This is a genomic window from Pseudomonas sp. GW460-12-10-14-TSB1, from assembly GCF_017349775.1.
Classification (GTDB): domain Bacteria; phylum Pseudomonadota; class Gammaproteobacteria; order Pseudomonadales; family Pseudomonadaceae; genus Aquipseudomonas; species Aquipseudomonas piscium.
On record NZ_JACNAC010000001.1, the window covers coordinates 1 to 13,787 of the forward strand.

Annotated in this window: 17 protein-coding genes; 3 read left to right on the forward strand and 14 right to left on the reverse strand. The window is 61.5% G+C overall.

Going from position 1 to position 13,787, the window contains the following annotated elements:
- Window positions 1–10: 10 nt before the first annotated feature.
- From J4D52_RS00005 to ubiE, 9 genes are all read right to left on the reverse strand, one after another.
- A complete protein-coding gene (locus J4D52_RS00005) occupies window positions 11–718 on the reverse strand; it encodes a 16S rRNA (uracil(1498)-N(3))-methyltransferase (RefSeq protein WP_025808219.1) in 708 nt (235 codons plus the stop codon).
- On the reverse strand, window positions 715–1,509 hold the full coding sequence (gene tatC / locus J4D52_RS00010) for a twin-arginine translocase subunit TatC (RefSeq protein ID WP_025808218.1): 795 nt from the start codon (window positions 1,507–1,509) through the stop codon (window positions 715–717). The genes J4D52_RS00005 and tatC overlap by 4 nt, the downstream gene beginning before the upstream one ends.
- Window positions 1,506–1,946, reverse strand: a complete 441-nt coding sequence (tatB, locus tag J4D52_RS00015; protein WP_025808217.1) for a Sec-independent protein translocase protein TatB — start codon at window positions 1,944–1,946, stop codon at window positions 1,506–1,508. The genes tatC and tatB overlap by 4 nt, the downstream gene beginning before the upstream one ends.
- Before the next feature lie 10 nt (window positions 1,947–1,956).
- Window positions 1,957–2,235, reverse strand: a complete 279-nt coding sequence (locus tag J4D52_RS00020) for a twin-arginine translocase TatA/TatE family subunit (RefSeq protein WP_007925884.1) — start codon at window positions 2,233–2,235, stop codon at window positions 1,957–1,959.
- A gap of 25 nt (window positions 2,236–2,260) precedes the next feature.
- On the reverse strand, window positions 2,261–2,593 hold the full coding sequence (locus J4D52_RS00025; protein ID WP_025808216.1) for a phosphoribosyl-ATP diphosphatase: 333 nt from the start codon (window positions 2,591–2,593) through the stop codon (window positions 2,261–2,263).
- Window positions 2,594–2,595: 2 nt separating this feature from the next.
- Window positions 2,596–2,988: a phosphoribosyl-AMP cyclohydrolase gene (hisI, locus tag J4D52_RS00030; protein ID WP_007925882.1), complete on the reverse strand. Its 393-nt coding sequence runs from the start codon at window positions 2,986–2,988 to the stop codon at window positions 2,596–2,598.
- An 81-nt stretch (window positions 2,989–3,069) separates the two neighbouring features.
- Window positions 3,070–4,674 (reverse strand): ubiquinone biosynthesis regulatory protein kinase UbiB, encoded by a 1,605-nt coding sequence (ubiB, locus tag J4D52_RS00035; protein ID WP_102675913.1) that lies wholly within the window; start codon window positions 4,672–4,674, stop codon window positions 3,070–3,072.
- Window positions 4,671–5,294, reverse strand: coding sequence for an SCP2 domain-containing protein (locus tag J4D52_RS00040; protein WP_063427877.1), 624 nt, complete (start codon window positions 5,292–5,294; stop codon window positions 4,671–4,673). Before J4D52_RS00040 ends, ubiB begins: the two co-directional genes overlap by 4 nt.
- Entirely contained in the window at window positions 5,294–6,064 is a 771-nt protein-coding gene (gene ubiE, locus J4D52_RS00045; protein WP_007925879.1) for a bifunctional demethylmenaquinone methyltransferase/2-methoxy-6-polyprenyl-1,4-benzoquinol methylase UbiE, read from the reverse strand. Before ubiE ends, J4D52_RS00040 begins: the two co-directional genes overlap by 1 nt.
- Before the next feature lie 155 nt (window positions 6,065–6,219).
- Here ubiE and J4D52_RS00050 point away from each other — a divergent pair, with 155 nt between their 5' ends.
- The 3 genes from J4D52_RS00050 (at window position 6,220) to J4D52_RS00060 (ending at window position 7,953) form a co-directional block, all read left to right on the forward strand.
- Entirely contained in the window at window positions 6,220–6,495 is a 276-nt protein-coding gene (locus J4D52_RS00050; RefSeq protein ID WP_007925878.1) for a polyhydroxyalkanoic acid system family protein, read from the forward strand.
- Window positions 6,496–6,704: 209 nt separating this feature from the next.
- Window positions 6,705–7,127: a phasin family protein gene (locus J4D52_RS00055; protein WP_063427879.1), complete on the forward strand. Its 423-nt coding sequence runs from the start codon at window positions 6,705–6,707 to the stop codon at window positions 7,125–7,127.
- Between the two features lie 10 nt (window positions 7,128–7,137).
- Window positions 7,138–7,953 carry a phasin family protein gene (locus J4D52_RS00060; protein ID WP_063427880.1) on the forward strand — a complete coding sequence of 272 codons (816 nt, stop codon included), beginning with the start codon at window positions 7,138–7,140 and terminating at the stop codon, window positions 7,951–7,953.
- A gap of 75 nt (window positions 7,954–8,028) precedes the next feature.
- Here the strand turns inward: J4D52_RS00060 and J4D52_RS00065 are convergent, their stop codons facing one another.
- From J4D52_RS00065 to J4D52_RS00085, 5 genes are all read right to left on the reverse strand, one after another.
- Window positions 8,029–8,649 carry a TetR/AcrR family transcriptional regulator gene (locus tag J4D52_RS00065; RefSeq protein ID WP_009046585.1) on the reverse strand — a complete coding sequence of 207 codons (621 nt, stop codon included), beginning with the start codon at window positions 8,647–8,649 and terminating at the stop codon, window positions 8,029–8,031.
- A gap of 57 nt (window positions 8,650–8,706) precedes the next feature.
- The gene (gene phaC, locus J4D52_RS00070; protein WP_102675914.1) at window positions 8,707–10,389 is read right to left on the reverse strand and encodes a class II poly(R)-hydroxyalkanoic acid synthase; all 1,683 of its coding nucleotides are present in this window, start codon (window positions 10,387–10,389) and stop codon (window positions 8,707–8,709) included.
- A 108-nt stretch (window positions 10,390–10,497) separates the two neighbouring features.
- Entirely contained in the window at window positions 10,498–11,355 is an 858-nt protein-coding gene (gene phaZ, locus J4D52_RS00075) for a poly(3-hydroxyalkanoate) depolymerase (RefSeq protein WP_025808208.1), read from the reverse strand.
- A gap of 98 nt (window positions 11,356–11,453) precedes the next feature.
- Complete coding sequence (phaC, locus tag J4D52_RS00080; RefSeq protein WP_025808207.1) at window positions 11,454–13,133, reverse strand: class II poly(R)-hydroxyalkanoic acid synthase; 1,680 nt, start codon at window positions 13,131–13,133, stop codon at window positions 11,454–11,456.
- A 258-nt stretch (window positions 13,134–13,391) separates the two neighbouring features.
- Entirely contained in the window at window positions 13,392–13,772 is a 381-nt protein-coding gene (locus tag J4D52_RS00085) for a gamma-butyrobetaine hydroxylase-like domain-containing protein (protein WP_063427892.1), read from the reverse strand.
- Window positions 13,773–13,787 lie beyond the last annotated feature (15 nt).

Consider the following 13,787-nt stretch of genomic DNA (forward strand, 5'->3'; position numbering starts at 1 on the left):
GTGGGGCTAGTTAGAAGAGGCGGGCGAGAAGGGCGGTGACGGCGGTTTCGACCCGCAGGATGCGTTCGCCGAGCTGTACCGGTTGCAGGCCGGACTTGCCCAGCAACTCGATCTCGTAGGGGATCCAGCCGCCTTCCGGGCCGATGGCCAGGGTCACCGGCTCATCCAGGCCACGAGGGCAGGCCGGGTACCGGCCGGGATGACCGACCAGGCCGAGGGTGCCCTCGACCAGCGCTGGCAGACGGTCTTCGACGAAGGGTTTGAAGCGCTTTTCGATGACCACTTCCGGCAGCACGCTGTCGCGGGCCTGTTCCAGGCCGAGGATCAATTGCTCGCGAATCGCCTCGGGTTCGAGGAAGGGGGTTTGCCAGAAGCTTTTCTCGACCCGGTAGCTGTTCACCAGCACCAGCCGGGGCACGCCCATGGCTGCGACGGTTTGCAGCACCCGCCGGAGCATTTTCGGGCGGGGCAGGGCCAGCACCAGGGTCAGGGGCAGCTTGGTCGGCGGTGGCTGGTCGAGGCTGACTTGCAGTTCGGCCTCCCCGGGCTCCAGGCGCAGCAGTTCGGCCGAGCCCATCAGGCCGCCGATACGGCCGACCCGCAGGCTGTCGCCCACCGCGGCACGATGGACTTCCTGCATGTGGGTCAGGCGGCGATCGCGCAGGATCACCCGGTCGGCCGCGATGAAGTCGGCCTCTTCCAGAAGCAGCAGGTTCACGCTTGGGTCGCTGGCGGCTGGTCGTTGTGGTCTTCCGCCGGCTGGTCGTCCGGATGGTCGCCACGCTTGCTGATCAGGCTGCCGAACAGGATGCCGATCTCGAACAGCAGCCACATCGGTACGGCTAACAAGGTCTGGGAGAAGATGTCCGGCGGGGTCAGGATCATGCCGACCACGAAGCAGCCGATGATCACGTACGGGCGGATCTTCTTCAGGTAGGCGACGTCGACCACGCCGATCCACACCAGCAGCACCACCGCCACCGGGATCTCGAACGCCACGCCGAAGGCGAAGAACAGGGTCATGACGAAGTCGAGGTAGCTGGTGATGTCGGTCATCATTTCCACGCCGGCTGGGGTGGCTGCGGCGAAGAACTTGAAGATCAGCGGGAACACCAGGAAGTAGGCGAAGGCCATGCCGATGTAGAACAGCAGGATGCTGGAGACCAGCAGCGGTACGGCAATGCGCTTTTCATGCTTGTACAGGCCGGGGGCGATGAAACCCCAGATCTGGTGCAGGATCACCGGGATCGCCAGAAACAGCGAGACCATCATTGTCAGCTTGAGCGGGGTCAGGAACGGTGACGCCACGTCGGTGGCGATCATCGTTGCGCCCGCCGGCAGGTACTGGCGCAGCGGCGTGGAGACGATGGTGTAAATCTGCTGGGTGAAGGCGAACAGCCCGGCGAAGATCAGGAAGATCGCCGCCACGCAGCGCAGCAACCGGGTGCGCAACTCGGTGAGGTGCGACACCAGCGGCATATGTTGGTCGTTTTCCGGAATATCGCTCATGGGGCTCGCGGCGGCAAAGTAGGGTCGTGGGGGGCTGGCGTGACAGGCGTTGTCACGGGCGCAGCCGGTTCGGCCGGTGCAGTTGCGGCAGTGGGGCTCGCCGTGGTCGCGCTGGCTGGCGCTTCAGGGGCCGCGGCGGGGGCATGAATGCTCTGCTCGGCCACGGGCTCGACCGGTGTCGGCTGTTGTTGGGTCGGATTGAGGATCTTCCGCGCTTCCTGTTCCAGCGACAGAATGTGTTCGTTGTGCAGTTGCCGACGAATTTCATCGGCACCGATTTCCCGTTCAACTTCCTGTTTGATCGCATTGAAGCTGCGCTTCAATCGGCCGACCCACAGGCCTGCCGTGCGCGCGGCGCCCGGCAGGCGCTCGGGGCCGAGCACCAGCAGGGCCACCAGGCCGACGAGCAGCAGTTCAGAGAAGCTGATACCAAACATTATTCAGTGCTCACGAGTCTTTGCGGGTCGGCTCTTCGACTTTTTGCGCCTGCACGTCGATGGTGTGCGGCTGGTTCAGCGGAGCGCTTTGCGGCTGGACCGGCGGAGCAGGCTGGGCGGTCGGTGGCACGCCAGGCTCGGCGGGTTTTTCGTCGTCGTTCATGGCCTTGCGAAAGCCCTTGATCGATTCGCCGACGTCGGTGCCGAGGTTTTTCAGTTTCTTGGTGCCGAACACCAGCACTACGACAACCAGGATGACGATCCAGTGTTTCCAGTCAAAAATGCCCATGCTGCGTTTCCTCTCTAAATAATGTTCAGGCGGACGGACGCGAGGCTTTCTCGGCGTGTCCGGACAAACCGAAGCGCCGGTCCAGTTCATCGAGAACGGCCTGCGGGTGCTGCCCCAGCTGGGCGAGCATGACCATGGTGTGGAACCACAGGTCGGCGGTTTCGTAGATCACATCGCTGCAGTCGCCGCTGTTGGCGGCGTCCTTGGCGGCGATGATGGTTTCCACCGATTCCTCGCCGACTTTTTCCAGAATCTTGTTCAGGCCCTTGTGGTACAGGCTGGCGACATAGGAAGTGTCGGCGGCGGCGCCTTTGCGCTCTTCCAGCACCTGGGCCAGACGGGTCAGGGTATCGCTCATGCTCAGTGTCCTGCTTGATATATTGCATGCGGGTCTTTGAGTACCGGATCGACCGTTTTCCAGTCGCCGTTTTCATAGACACGGTAGAAACAGCTCTGGCGGCCTGTATGGCAGGCAATGTCGCCGATCTGTTCGACCATCAGGATGATGACGTCGGCATCACAGTCCAGGCGCATTTCATGAAGCTTTTGTACATGCCCGGACTCTTCTCCCTTGCGCCATAGCTTGCCACGCGAACGTGACCAGTAGATGGCACGGTTTTCGGCAGCAGTCAGGCTCAGCGCCTCGCGGTTCATCCAGGCCATCATCAGCACTCGCCCGGTCTTGTGATCCTGGGCGATGGCTGGCACCAGGCCGTCAGCGTCCCATTTGATCTCGTCCAGCCAATCTTTCATCTTCGACTCCGACAACAGGGCTCGACGCGCTCGTCGAGCCTCGGCGATGAGAAACAGTGTGCCAGCCGCTAGCCCGGCTGGCTATCGGCGCACGACCAGATACAAGCCCACGGCCATCATGATGCCGGCCGGCCAGTGACCCAGTTCGTTCAGCGGTCCGCCGGCCGCGAGGATAGCGCCACCGCCCAAGTGCGCCGCGCCGAGAAGACGCAGGAACCAGTCGTCCTTGCGCCGTTTCCAGGATGGCGAAGGGTCCTGGGCATGGGGCTGGGACATGCGTTCGAGCAGGTCGCGGGTCATGTTGGCCAGGTGCGGCAGTTGCTCGACCTGGCTGTGCAGGTTGCCCAGCAAGGCTTTCGGGCTGACGCGATCGCGCATCCAGCGTTCGAGGAACGGCTGGGCGGTGTTCCACAGGTCCAGCTCCGGGTACAGCTGGCGGCCCAGGCCTTCGATGTTCAGCAGGGTCTTTTGCAGCAGCACCAGCTGCGGCTGCACTTCCATGTTGAAGCGGCGAGCGGTCTGGAACAGGCGCATCAGCACCTGGCCGAAGGAAATATCTTTTAACGGTTTTTCGAAGATCGGCTCGCACACGGTACGGATCGCCGCTTCGAATTCGTTGAGTTTGGTCTCTGCCGGCACCCAGCCCGAGTCGATGTGCAACTGCGCCACGCGCCGGTAATCGCGCTTGAAGAACGCGAACAGGTTGCGGGCCAGGTAGTCCTGGTCTTCCGGGGTCAGGCTGCCGACGATGCCGCAGTCGATGGCAATGTACTGCGGGCTCCAGGGCTGCACGGTGCTGACGAAGATGTTGCCCGGGTGCATGTCGGCGTGGAAGAAACTGTCGCGGAACACCTGGGTGAAGAAGATCTCCACGCCGCGCTCGGCGAGCATTTTCATGTCGGTGCGCTGGTCGGCCAGGGTGGCCAGGTCGGTCACCTGGATCCCGTAGATACGCTCCATGACCAGCACTTTCGGTCGGCACCAGTCCCAGTAGACCTGCGGCACGTAGAGCAGCGGCGAACCGTCGAAGTTGCGCTTGAGCTGGCTGGCGTTGGCCGCTTCGCGCAGCAGGTCGAGTTCGTCGTAGATGGTCTTTTCGTAATCGCTGACCACATCCACCGGGTGCAACAGGCGGGCGTCGGCCGAGACCTTTTCGGCGGCGCGGGCAAGGATGAACAGCCAGGCCAGGTCCTGGGCGATGACCGGCTTGAGGCCCGGGCGGATGACCTTGACCACCACTTCTTCGCCGCTCTTGAGCTGGGCGGCGTGGACTTGCGCCACCGAAGCGGAGGCCAGGGGCTCGATATCGAAGCGGCTGAACACATCGCTGATCTTCTTGCCCAGTTGCTCCTCGATCAGCGCCACCGACTTCTTCGAATCGAAGGGCGGCACGCGGTCCTGCAGCAGCATCAGCTCGTCGGCGATGTCTTCGGGCAGCAGGTCGCGACGGGTCGAGAGGATCTGCCCGAACTTGATGAAGATTGGCCCCAGGTCCTGCAAGGCTAGGCGCAGACGGGCGCCGCGGGTCAGTTCCAGTTGCTTGCGCGGGAACCAGCGCCAGGGCAAGGCGTAGCGCAGTGCCAAGAGGAACCAGGGCAGGGGCAGGGCGAACAGCAGGTCATCGAGGCGGTAGCGGATCACGACGCGCTGGATGCGCAACAAACGGCGGACGGCAAGCAGCTTCATGCGTTATCGCTTGGGTCAAGGGATCGGGAAAGGCGCTCGAAGCGCGCCTCGAGACGTTCCAGGTCGAGCTTGACCCGGTCCAGTTCGCTGAAACGGGCTTCGGCCTCGCGTTGGCCCACCAGGGTGCGCGACTCTTCGGCCAGGTACTCGGCGAGGTTCTGGTTCAGGCTGGCGAAACCCTGGCGATACCAGCGTGCGCGGCTGCGTATATGGCCACTGAACAGCTGGGTGGCCACCGGACCGAGCCAGCGCGAGAGTTCGTACTCCCAGTCCAGCTCCAGGTCCTGGAGGATGGCTGCCAGTTCCAGCAGCACGCCGCTGTCGCCTTCCAGCTCGACTTCGGGGCTGTGCAGCACCGAAGTCTTGTCCTGGCTCAGGGCCAGGCGCACCAAGCTCGAAGCCGGCGCCCGCAGGGTGCAGTCGGCGTCGGCAGCCCAATGCGTGGCGAGGGTCAGGCCCTCATCGCTGGGAATGACGAACAGCTGCACGCTCGGGCTGCGGCAATCGACGGCGATGACCTTGCCGTTCAAATGCTGCAAGCGTGGCAAAGCCGTGCTGTCGAGACGCAGTACACGGTTGAGGCCGTGTTCGACGCTGGCAAGCAGGCCGCTGAACAACATCAGGGCTTGATGCCGCGGTGCAGGGCAACGATGCCCGCAGTCATGTTGTGGTAGGTCACGCGATCGAAACCGGCCTCGACCATCATCGACTTCAGGGTTTCCTGGTTCGGGTGCATGCGGATCGATTCGGCCAGGTAGCGATAGCTTTCCGAGTCGTTGGTGATCAGCTTGCCGGCCAGCGGCATGAAGGCGAACGAGTAGGCGTCGTAGACCTTGGACATCAGGGCGTTGGTCGGTTTGGAGAATTCCAGCACCAGCAGGCGGCCACCGGGCTTGAGCACCCGCAGCATCGAGCGCAGGGCGTCTTCCTTGTGGGTCACGTTACGCAGGCCGAAGGCGATGGTCACGACGTCGAAATGGTTGTCCGGGAACGGCAGCTTTTCCGCGTCGGCCTGAACGAACTCGATGTTGCCGGCCACGCCCTTGTCGAGCAGACGGTCGCGACCGACCTTGAGCATGGAGGCGTTGATGTCCGCCAGCACTACCTGGCCGGTAGGGCCTACCAGATGGGAAAACTTGCGGGTCAGGTCACCGGTGCCGCCGGCGATGTCCAGCACGCGATTGCCAGGGCGAACGCCGGACAATTCGATCGTGAAGCGTTTCCACAGGCGGTGCATGCCACCGGACAGTACGTCGTTCATCAGGTCGTACTTGGCGGCTACCGAGTGGAACACCTCAGCGACTTTTTCCGCCTTTTGGCTTTCCGGAACGTTTTTGAAGCCGAAGTGAGTGGTGGGTTCGGCATCGCTGCCTTTGCGCTGATCAGTCATATCGCTGTCACCAAAAGAGAATGCGGGACATTCTAATCCCGGTGGCGGTCTTTGTCTTGGCAAGGCTGAATGTAAGATAGTGAAGCGCCGGGGCGTTTTGACGCAGCGCAGCTCAAGACGCTTCAGGCAAGTCCCGATAAAACAGGAGTCATTCAATGGCCCGTATTAGTGTTGAGCGTGCCCACGGCCTGGGTAAGGAAGCAGCCCGCGAAAAGGCTGACCAGTTGGCGCAGAAACTGGCCGATCAGTATGGCCTGGAGCCGCAGTGGTCGGGCGATACCCTGAACCTCAAGCGTTCGGGGGTCAAAGGTGCGGTGCAGGTGGGCGACGATTCGATCAGGGTGGATGTCGAGCTGGGCCTGTTGATGTCTGCGATGAGCGGCATGATCAAGTCGGAAATCGAAAAGGCGCTGGATAAAGCCCTGGTCTGAGCCGCTTTCACAGAAGTCGGCTTGCCGGTGATTTCGGGTGTGGTCATGACGCCTGGAAAAACATCGCTGGCGAGCCGGTTATCTCCAATAACCCCTCCACCTTTTTATGACATTGGTTAGGGTGCCGATTCTAATTTTTCTCACTACTTTGTGCATGAGCCCACTTTCCTGCGGGCAGTTCCTCAAACCTTCTGCGCGTGAGGTGCACCATGGCCAAAGCAATTCTGAAGAAAAAAGTTGATGCTGCATCAACCACCCTGAGTGAAGTCAAATCCTATGCCCGCAAGATCTGGCTGGCAGGCCTGGGTGCCTACACCAAGGTCGGCCAGGAGGGCAGCGAGTACTTTCAAGAGCTCGTTAAAGCCGGTCAAACTGTTGAAAAGAAAGGCAAAAAAGTTGTGACTGAACAACTTGAGGCCGCCAACAGTCAGATTGATAGCGTGAAGGGGGATGTCACCAGTCTCAAAGGCAAAGTCGAAGTGCAGCTGGATAAAGTCGAGAAGGCTTTTGACACGCGCGTCGCAAGTGCCTTGAATCGCATCGGCATTCCGTCTAAACATGACGTTGAGACACTCTCTGCTAAGCTCGATGAGCTGACGGCATTGCTCGAACGTGTCGCGCGTAAACATTAAGGAGAACGGGATGGCTGGTAAAAAGAATACTGAAAAAGAAGGCAGCTCGTGGATCGGGAAGGTCGAAGACTACTCCCGTAAAATCTGGCTTGCTGGTTTAGGCGTGTACTCGAAAATCGACACTGACGGCAGCAAGCTTTTCGAGTCGCTGGTCAAGGATGGCGAGAAAGCCGAGAAGCTCACCAAAAGCGCTGTCGGCAAAACCGTCGACGCCGCCAAGGACTCCGCGAGCTCGGCTAAATCGCGCATCAGTGGTGTCAAGGACCGCGCGCTGGGCAAGTGGGACGAGCTGGAGGGTGCATTCGACAAGCGCTTGAACAGTGCCATTTCGCGTCTGGGCGTGCCTAGCCGCAATGAAGTGAAGGCGCTGCACAGCAAGGTCGACACCCTGACCAAACAGATCGAAAAACTCACAGGCGCCAAGGTGACTCCGATCGCGGCCAAGACTGCAGCGGCCAAACCGGCGGCCAAGCCTCTGGCTAAAGCAGCAGCCAAACCGGCAGCCAAGGCTCCGGTCAAAGCAGCAGCCAAGCCTGCCGCGAAACCGGCAGCCAAAACTGCGGCGGCCAAGCCGGCTGCAAAACCTGCCGCCAAGCCAGTAGCCGCCAAGCCAGCGGCAAAACCAGCGGCCAAGCCCGCTGCGAAACCGGCGGCGAAAAAACCAGCAGTGAAAAAACCGGTAGCACCCAAGGCCGCAGCACCGAAGCCAGTGGTTGCCGCCAAGCCGGCAGCACCGGTCAGCCCTGCGAACTCCGCAGTGGCGCCAACCCCTGCTGTCACCCCGACTGCCGCGCCAGCACCAGCGACGCCAACCAGTCAGTCCTGAGTTTTTCGGGACATACAAAAACGCCCGGCCTGCAAAGGTCGGGCGTTTTTGTTTGTGGGGTTCTTGTGGGGCCGATCAATCGTGCTCGTCGAGGTAACGCAGGGCCATCTGTTCGGTGGCCAGTTTTGCCGGTGGCAGCAAATGTGGCGCCACCAGCATCATGATCTGGTAGACCACCACCCGTACCTCGCCCTCGCGATCGAGAATGCGCTGATAGTCCAGCGAGAACAGCAGGGTCATGGTGATCTGTTCCACCAGTTGCCCCAGCGCCTGGGTGTCGCTGACCAGTTGCCCCGAAGCCTTGAGCCTGGCCAGCAGCGAGGCCAGGGTGCGCTTCAGGGCGTTGAGCAGGTTGCGAATTCCCTTGGCCAGCTTCGGCAGGCGTCCGGCCAGGTTGGACAGGTCCTGGAACAGGAAGCGGTAGTGCGCCAGGCGCTCGACGATCAGGTGCAGGAACAGCCAGTAGTCTTCGGGAGCCAGGTGTACATCGGCGGGTGGATCGAGCAGGGGCGTCAGCTCATTCTGGAAGCGCTCGAACAGCCCGAGGACCAGCGGCTCCTTGCCGTGGAAGTGGTAGTAGAGGTTGCCGGGGCTGATCCCCATTTCGTTGGCAACTTCCATGGTCGAGACATTGGGTTCGCCCTTGTGATTGAACAGCTGCAGGGCACATTCGAGTATCCGGTCGCGGGTCTTCATCCAGTCTTCTTGGTTGTTCAGTCAGGCCGCGACCCTCGGGCCGCGGCGCGGGGAAATTCAGCGGACGCGCACGTAGGTGCCAGGCGCCGCCTCCATCGGTGGGTAATTCTGGTTGCCCAGAGTCATCAGGGTTTCGCGCTGGGCGCCGGAACGCTCCTGGATCCACTCCAGCCATTGCGTCCACCAGCTGCCGTCGACGTGCTTGGCGTCGTAGTACCAGGCTCGCGGGTCGCTGCTGAGCTTGCCGTTCTCGACGTAGTTGGCCTTGGGGTTGCTCGGCGGGTTGAGGATGCTCTGCACGTGTCCGCTGTTGGACAGCACGAAGCGCTTTTCGCCGCCCAGCAGCAGGGTCGAGCGATACACCGCATCCCAGGGGGTGATGTGGTCGTTGATCCCGGCGACGCTGAAGCTGTCGACCGTGACTTTTTGCAGGTCGATTGGCGTGCCGCACACTTCCAGGCCACCGGGATGACCCATAGGGTTGTGCTTGAAGAAGTCCAGCAGATCGCCATGAAAGGCAGCCGGTAGCCGGGTGTTGTCGTTGTTCCAGTAGAGGATGTCGAACGCCGGCGGCTCCTTGCCCAGCAGGTAGTTGTTGACCCAGTAGTTCCAGATCAGGTCGTTGGGCCGCATCCAGGCGAACACCTTGGCCATGTCGCGACCGTCGAGCACGCCCCGTTGATAGGAGCGGCGCTTGGCTGCCTCCAGGGTCTGTTCGTCGGCGAACAGGGTCGCCGGGCTGTCCAGTTGGCTATCGAGCAGGCTGACCAGGTAAGTGGCGCTGGAGATTCGGCGCAGTTGTCGCTTGGCTTGCAGGTGGCCTTGCAGGGCGGCAATGGTCAGGCCGCCGGCACAGGCACCCATCAGGTTCACGTCACGACTGCCGGTGATCGCCCGGCAGACATTCATGGCTTCCTCCACGGCCTCGACATAGCTCGACAGGCCCCATTCGCGATGCCGGACATCGGGATTGCGCCAGCTGATCATGAAGGCCTGCAGGCCGTTTTTCAGGGCGAACTGCACGAAGCTGTTGGCGGGGCTGAGGTCGAAGATATAGAACTTGTTGATCTGCGGCGGCACTATCAGCAGGGGCCGGGCGTACTGTTTCTCGCTCATCGGCTTGTACTGGATCAGTTCCAGTAGCTCGTTGCGAAACACCACCGAACCGGGGGAGGTGGCCAGGTTCCTGCCGACCTCGAAGGCTTGTTTGGTGACTTGGCTGGGCAGGCCATTGTTATGCAGCAGGTCGTCGACCAGATGACCGATGCCACGGATCACGCTGCTGCCGCCGGAGTTGAAGATTTCCTTGATCGCCAGCGGATTGAGCAGGGTGTTGGACGGTGCCACCGCATCGTTGAGCAGGTTGAAGGCAAAGTGCGCGCGGGCCCGGTCGTCCAGGCTCATGCCGCTGTCGTCGATCCAGCTTTTGATTTGCTTCTGCCAGCTGAGGTAGGCCTGCAGGCCGCGTCGGTAAAACGGGTTCAGGCTCCAGGTCGGATCGGAGAACCGGCTGTCCTGGGGGTTGGGTTTGTGCAGTGTTTCACCCAGCAGTACACGGCCCAACTGGCCACCCAGCGCCACGGCATGGCGGGCGCTGTGCACCGGGTTGCGCAGGCCGTAGGTGGCCACGCTGCGTAGAGTCGACAGCAAGTCACGGCCACGCAGGCCGGTGATGGCACTCTGAGCAGTGATGTAGGTGGCGGGCGTGGGCAACGAGCCCGCCGTTGGTTTGTCTCGCATGCTTCAACACTCCTTCGTCAAGCCATCAACAAGCACACCAAGACAAACACCATAGTCGGTCCTGAACCATCCTGCGCGCGCGACGATCCTGTCGGCAGACGCTTTTTGCTACGCACCGCTGAACGGTGTCGGATGCGGGTGCATCACTGCCCGTTGTCGTTCTTCCTCGAGGAATTTCATGATGATCGGCGCGACGGCTTCGGCCCGGGTAATCAGGAACAGATGCCCGTCGTCGATGATGTGTAGCTGGGCGTTGGGAATTCGCCACGCCAGCATGCGCATGTTGATCAGCGGGATCAGCGGGTCGTCGTCGCCGGCCAGCACCAGGGTCGGCTGATGGATCTTGTGCAGCCAGTGGATGCTGGTCCAGCCGAGGCCGGCGAACAGCTGCCAGTAGTAGCCCAGCTTGCCCGCTGAGCGGACCTTGCTGGCATGCTCGGCGGCGAGGTTGGGATCGCGGCGGAACGAGCCGCCGTAGATCAGGGGGGCGATGCGGATCACATGGGAGGGCTGGATGTAGCGCCGCGGGCTGGCCATCATCCACAGCACCTTGGGTTTGCCCGGCACCATGAAGGCGCCTGCGGCGGTGGCGGCCAGCACCAGTTTCTTGCAGCGTTCGGGGTAGTCGTAGGCGAACTGCTGGGCCAGTGCCCCGCCCCAGGACACACCCACCACATTGACCTGCCCATAGTCGAGGTAGTCGAGCATGCGCGCGGTCAGCTTGGCCAGGCCGGGAAACCGGTAGGGGTGGCTCGGCGTCGAGGAGCCGCCAACGCCCGGTACGTCGAAGGCGATGACTTCCAGGTCCGGGTCCAGAGCCTGGACGAACGGGAACACCAACTCCAGGTTGGCGCCGATACCATTGAAGATCAGCAAGGGCGTCAAGTGAGGCTTGCCGGGGCGTACCGCGGTGCGGATGGTCTGGCCATCCAGGTCGACGGTGCGGAAGATGAACGGTTGAGGCATGCCTTGGCCCTGTCGGTGGAATCGTTGCCTGCAGGAGAGAGTCGCTTGCGCAGCAGCGTTACCGCAAGCGACTCGCGTTCCTACAGGCCTGCTATCGGTTAACGTTCATGGACATAAGTACCCGGCGCCGCCTCGGCCGCTGGGTACGCCTTGTTGCCGAGAATACTCGGCGTCTTTTTCAGTTTGCCCGAGCGCTCCGCCTGCCAGGCCTGCCAGTGCAGCCACCAGGAGTCAGTGTGCTTGGTCGAGTTTTCCTGCCAGTCGTCGGCGTTGGCCGGCATCTCCTCGCTGGTCATGTAGCGCGCCTTGGGGTTGCCCGGCGGGTTGAGGATGCTCTGGATATGCCCGCTGTTGGACAGCAGGAACTCGATCTTGCCGCCGAACAGTTGGGCCGACTTGTAGCAGGACTTCCACGGGGTGATGTGGTCGTTGGTGCCGGCCACGGAGAAGATGTCGGCGGTGACCTGCTTCAGGTCGATCGGCGTGCCGCACACTTCCAGGGCGTTGGCGCGGATCAGTGGATTGTTTTTGAACATTTCGATCAGGTCGCCGTGGAAGGCCGCGGGCAACCGGGTGGTGTCGTTGTTCCAGAACAGGATGTCGAACACCGGCGGTTCGTTACCCAGCAGGTAGTTGTTCACCCAGTAGTTCCAGATCAGGTCGTTGGGCCGCATCCAGGCGAAGACCTTGGCCATGTCCCGGCCTTCCAGCACGCCAGCCTGATAGGAGTGACGCTTGGCGGCCTCCAGGGTCTGCTCGTCGACGAACAGCGCCACCTGGGTATCGAGGGTAGTGTCGAGCACGCTGACCAGCAGGGTCAGGGCGTTGACCTTCTTCTCGCCCAGGGCCGCGTAGTGCCCCAGCAGTGCGGTGCAGGTGATGCCGCCGGAGCAGGCGCCGAGCATGTTCAAGTCCTTGCTGCCGGTGATGGCGATGACCACGTCGACCGCTTCTTTCAGCGCTTCGATGTAGGTCGACAGACCCCACTCGCGCTGCGCCTTGGTCGGGTTGCGCCAACTGACAATAAAGGTCTGCACACTGTTGCGCAGGCAGAAACGCGCCAGGCTCTTGTCCGGGCTGAGGTCGAAGACGTAGAACTTGTTGATCTGTGGCGGGACCACCAGCAGCGGGCGTTCGTGCACCTGCTCGGTCACCGGGCGGTACTGGATCAGTTCCAGCACGTCGTTGCGAAACACCACCGCGCCTTCACTGGTGCCCAGGTTCTTGCCGATCTCGAAGGCGTCCATGTTGACCTGGCTCGGCATGCCGCCGTTGTGCACCAGGTCCTTGGCCAGATGGGAGAGGCCATCGAGCAGGCTTTTACCGCCGGTCTCGAAGAAGCGTTTGACTGCTGCCGGGTTGGCGGCGGTGTTGGTCGGCGCCATGGCTTCGGTCATCAGGTTGATGACGAAGTGGGCGCGACTGATGTCCTGTTCGGAGAGGTTGCTGTGGCCGATCCAGTCGTGAAGCTCCTTGCGCCACGCCAGGTAGGTTTGCAGATAACGCTTGTACAGTGGGTTCTGGCTCCAGGCCGGATCGTTGAAGCGACGGTCATCGCTCTCCGGTTGCAGCGTCGATTTGCCGAACATCACGTTCTTCAATTCGACGCCGAAATGGGCCACATGTTTGGCGCTGTGCAGCGGTTGTTTGATGGCCTGGGTCAGCACCATACGAGCAGAGGTAAGCAGATCTTTCCGACGTAAACCGATGACAGGATTCAGGCCCAGAGTGTTTTCCGAGGCTTGGCGTTTCAGGTCATCGTTATTCTTGTTACTCATCTACGACGCTCCATTGTCCTGAGACGAGTACCGGACCTGCTGTGTAGTCACACAGCAAAGATGCCAGGTACTACTGCTCGGGTGACCGTTGATTCTGCATTACTGCTTTTTTGTTCAGAGAACACTGCAGGGAACTTGCCAGCTCCATTGGTTACCCGAGTTTAATTTTTTTCGCAAGCAGGCCAATCGTTGGCCATGCAGCCCAGCATTCAAACAGATGAATCTAGAAAATGCCCTCTAAAGCGTCAGAGGTCCGATCTAGAGCATCAGCTTGACGATAGACTCATTTGGGTCGCGGGACTTTCCGGCGGCTTGAAGTTCAGCAAGATAATCCTTCCACAGATCGTCCTGACGCACCGCCAACTGGTACAGGTAGTCCCAGGTGAACAGGCCGCTGTCATGCCCGTCGTCGAAGGTCAGTTTCAGTGCGTACTGACCGGCCGGTTCGACCTTGGTCAGGCCGACGTCGATCTTGCCAAATTGCAGGATGGGTTTGCCGTGGCCCTGGACCTCGGCGGAGGGGGAGTGCACCCGCAGGAACTCGGCGGGCAGGTGATAGACCTCGTCTGGCGCGTAAGTCAGCGTCAGGGTCTTCGAGGCTTTGTGCAGGTTGATGGCGGTGGGAAGTCGAGTGGTCATGGGGCAGCCTGCGGT

Excerpts from the sequence above, each read along its gene's own strand:
- tatC (WP_025808218.1), bottom strand. The coding sequence starts at position 1,509 with ATGAGCGATATTCCGGAAAACGACCAACATATGCCGCTGGTGTCGCAC.
- tatB (WP_025808217.1), bottom strand. The coding sequence starts at position 1,946 with ATGTTTGGTATCAGCTTCTCTGAACTGCTGCTCGTCGGCCTGGTGGCC.
- J4D52_RS00020 (WP_007925884.1), bottom strand. The coding sequence starts at position 2,235 with ATGGGCATTTTTGACTGGAAACACTGGATCGTCATCCTGGTTGTCGTA.
- J4D52_RS00025 (WP_025808216.1), bottom strand. The coding sequence starts at position 2,593 with ATGAGCGATACCCTGACCCGTCTGGCCCAGGTGCTGGAAGAGCGCAAA.
- hisI (WP_007925882.1), bottom strand. The coding sequence starts at position 2,988 with ATGAAAGATTGGCTGGACGAGATCAAATGGGACGCTGACGGCCTGGTG.
- ubiB (WP_102675913.1), bottom strand. The coding sequence starts at position 4,674 with ATGAAGCTGCTTGCCGTCCGCCGTTTGTTGCGCATCCAGCGCGTCGTG.
- J4D52_RS00040 (WP_063427877.1), bottom strand. The coding sequence starts at position 5,294 with ATGTTGTTCAGCGGCCTGCTTGCCAGCGTCGAACACGGCCTCAACCGT.
- ubiE (WP_007925879.1), bottom strand. The coding sequence starts at position 6,064 with ATGACTGATCAGCGCAAAGGCAGCGATGCCGAACCCACCACTCACTTC.
- J4D52_RS00050 (WP_007925878.1), top strand. The coding sequence starts at position 6,220 with ATGGCCCGTATTAGTGTTGAGCGTGCCCACGGCCTGGGTAAGGAAGCA.
- J4D52_RS00055 (WP_063427879.1), top strand. The coding sequence starts at position 6,705 with ATGGCCAAAGCAATTCTGAAGAAAAAAGTTGATGCTGCATCAACCACC.
- J4D52_RS00060 (WP_063427880.1), top strand. The coding sequence starts at position 7,138 with ATGGCTGGTAAAAAGAATACTGAAAAAGAAGGCAGCTCGTGGATCGGG.
- J4D52_RS00065 (WP_009046585.1), bottom strand. The coding sequence starts at position 8,649 with ATGAAGACCCGCGACCGGATACTCGAATGTGCCCTGCAGCTGTTCAAT.
- phaC (WP_102675914.1), bottom strand. The coding sequence starts at position 10,389 with ATGCGAGACAAACCAACGGCGGGCTCGTTGCCCACGCCCGCCACCTAC.
- phaZ (WP_025808208.1), bottom strand. The coding sequence starts at position 11,355 with ATGCCTCAACCGTTCATCTTCCGCACCGTCGACCTGGATGGCCAGACC.
- phaC (WP_025808207.1), bottom strand. The coding sequence starts at position 13,133 with ATGAGTAACAAGAATAACGATGACCTGAAACGCCAAGCCTCGGAAAAC.
- J4D52_RS00085 (WP_063427892.1), bottom strand. The coding sequence starts at position 13,772 with ATGACCACTCGACTTCCCACCGCCATCAACCTGCACAAAGCCTCGAAG.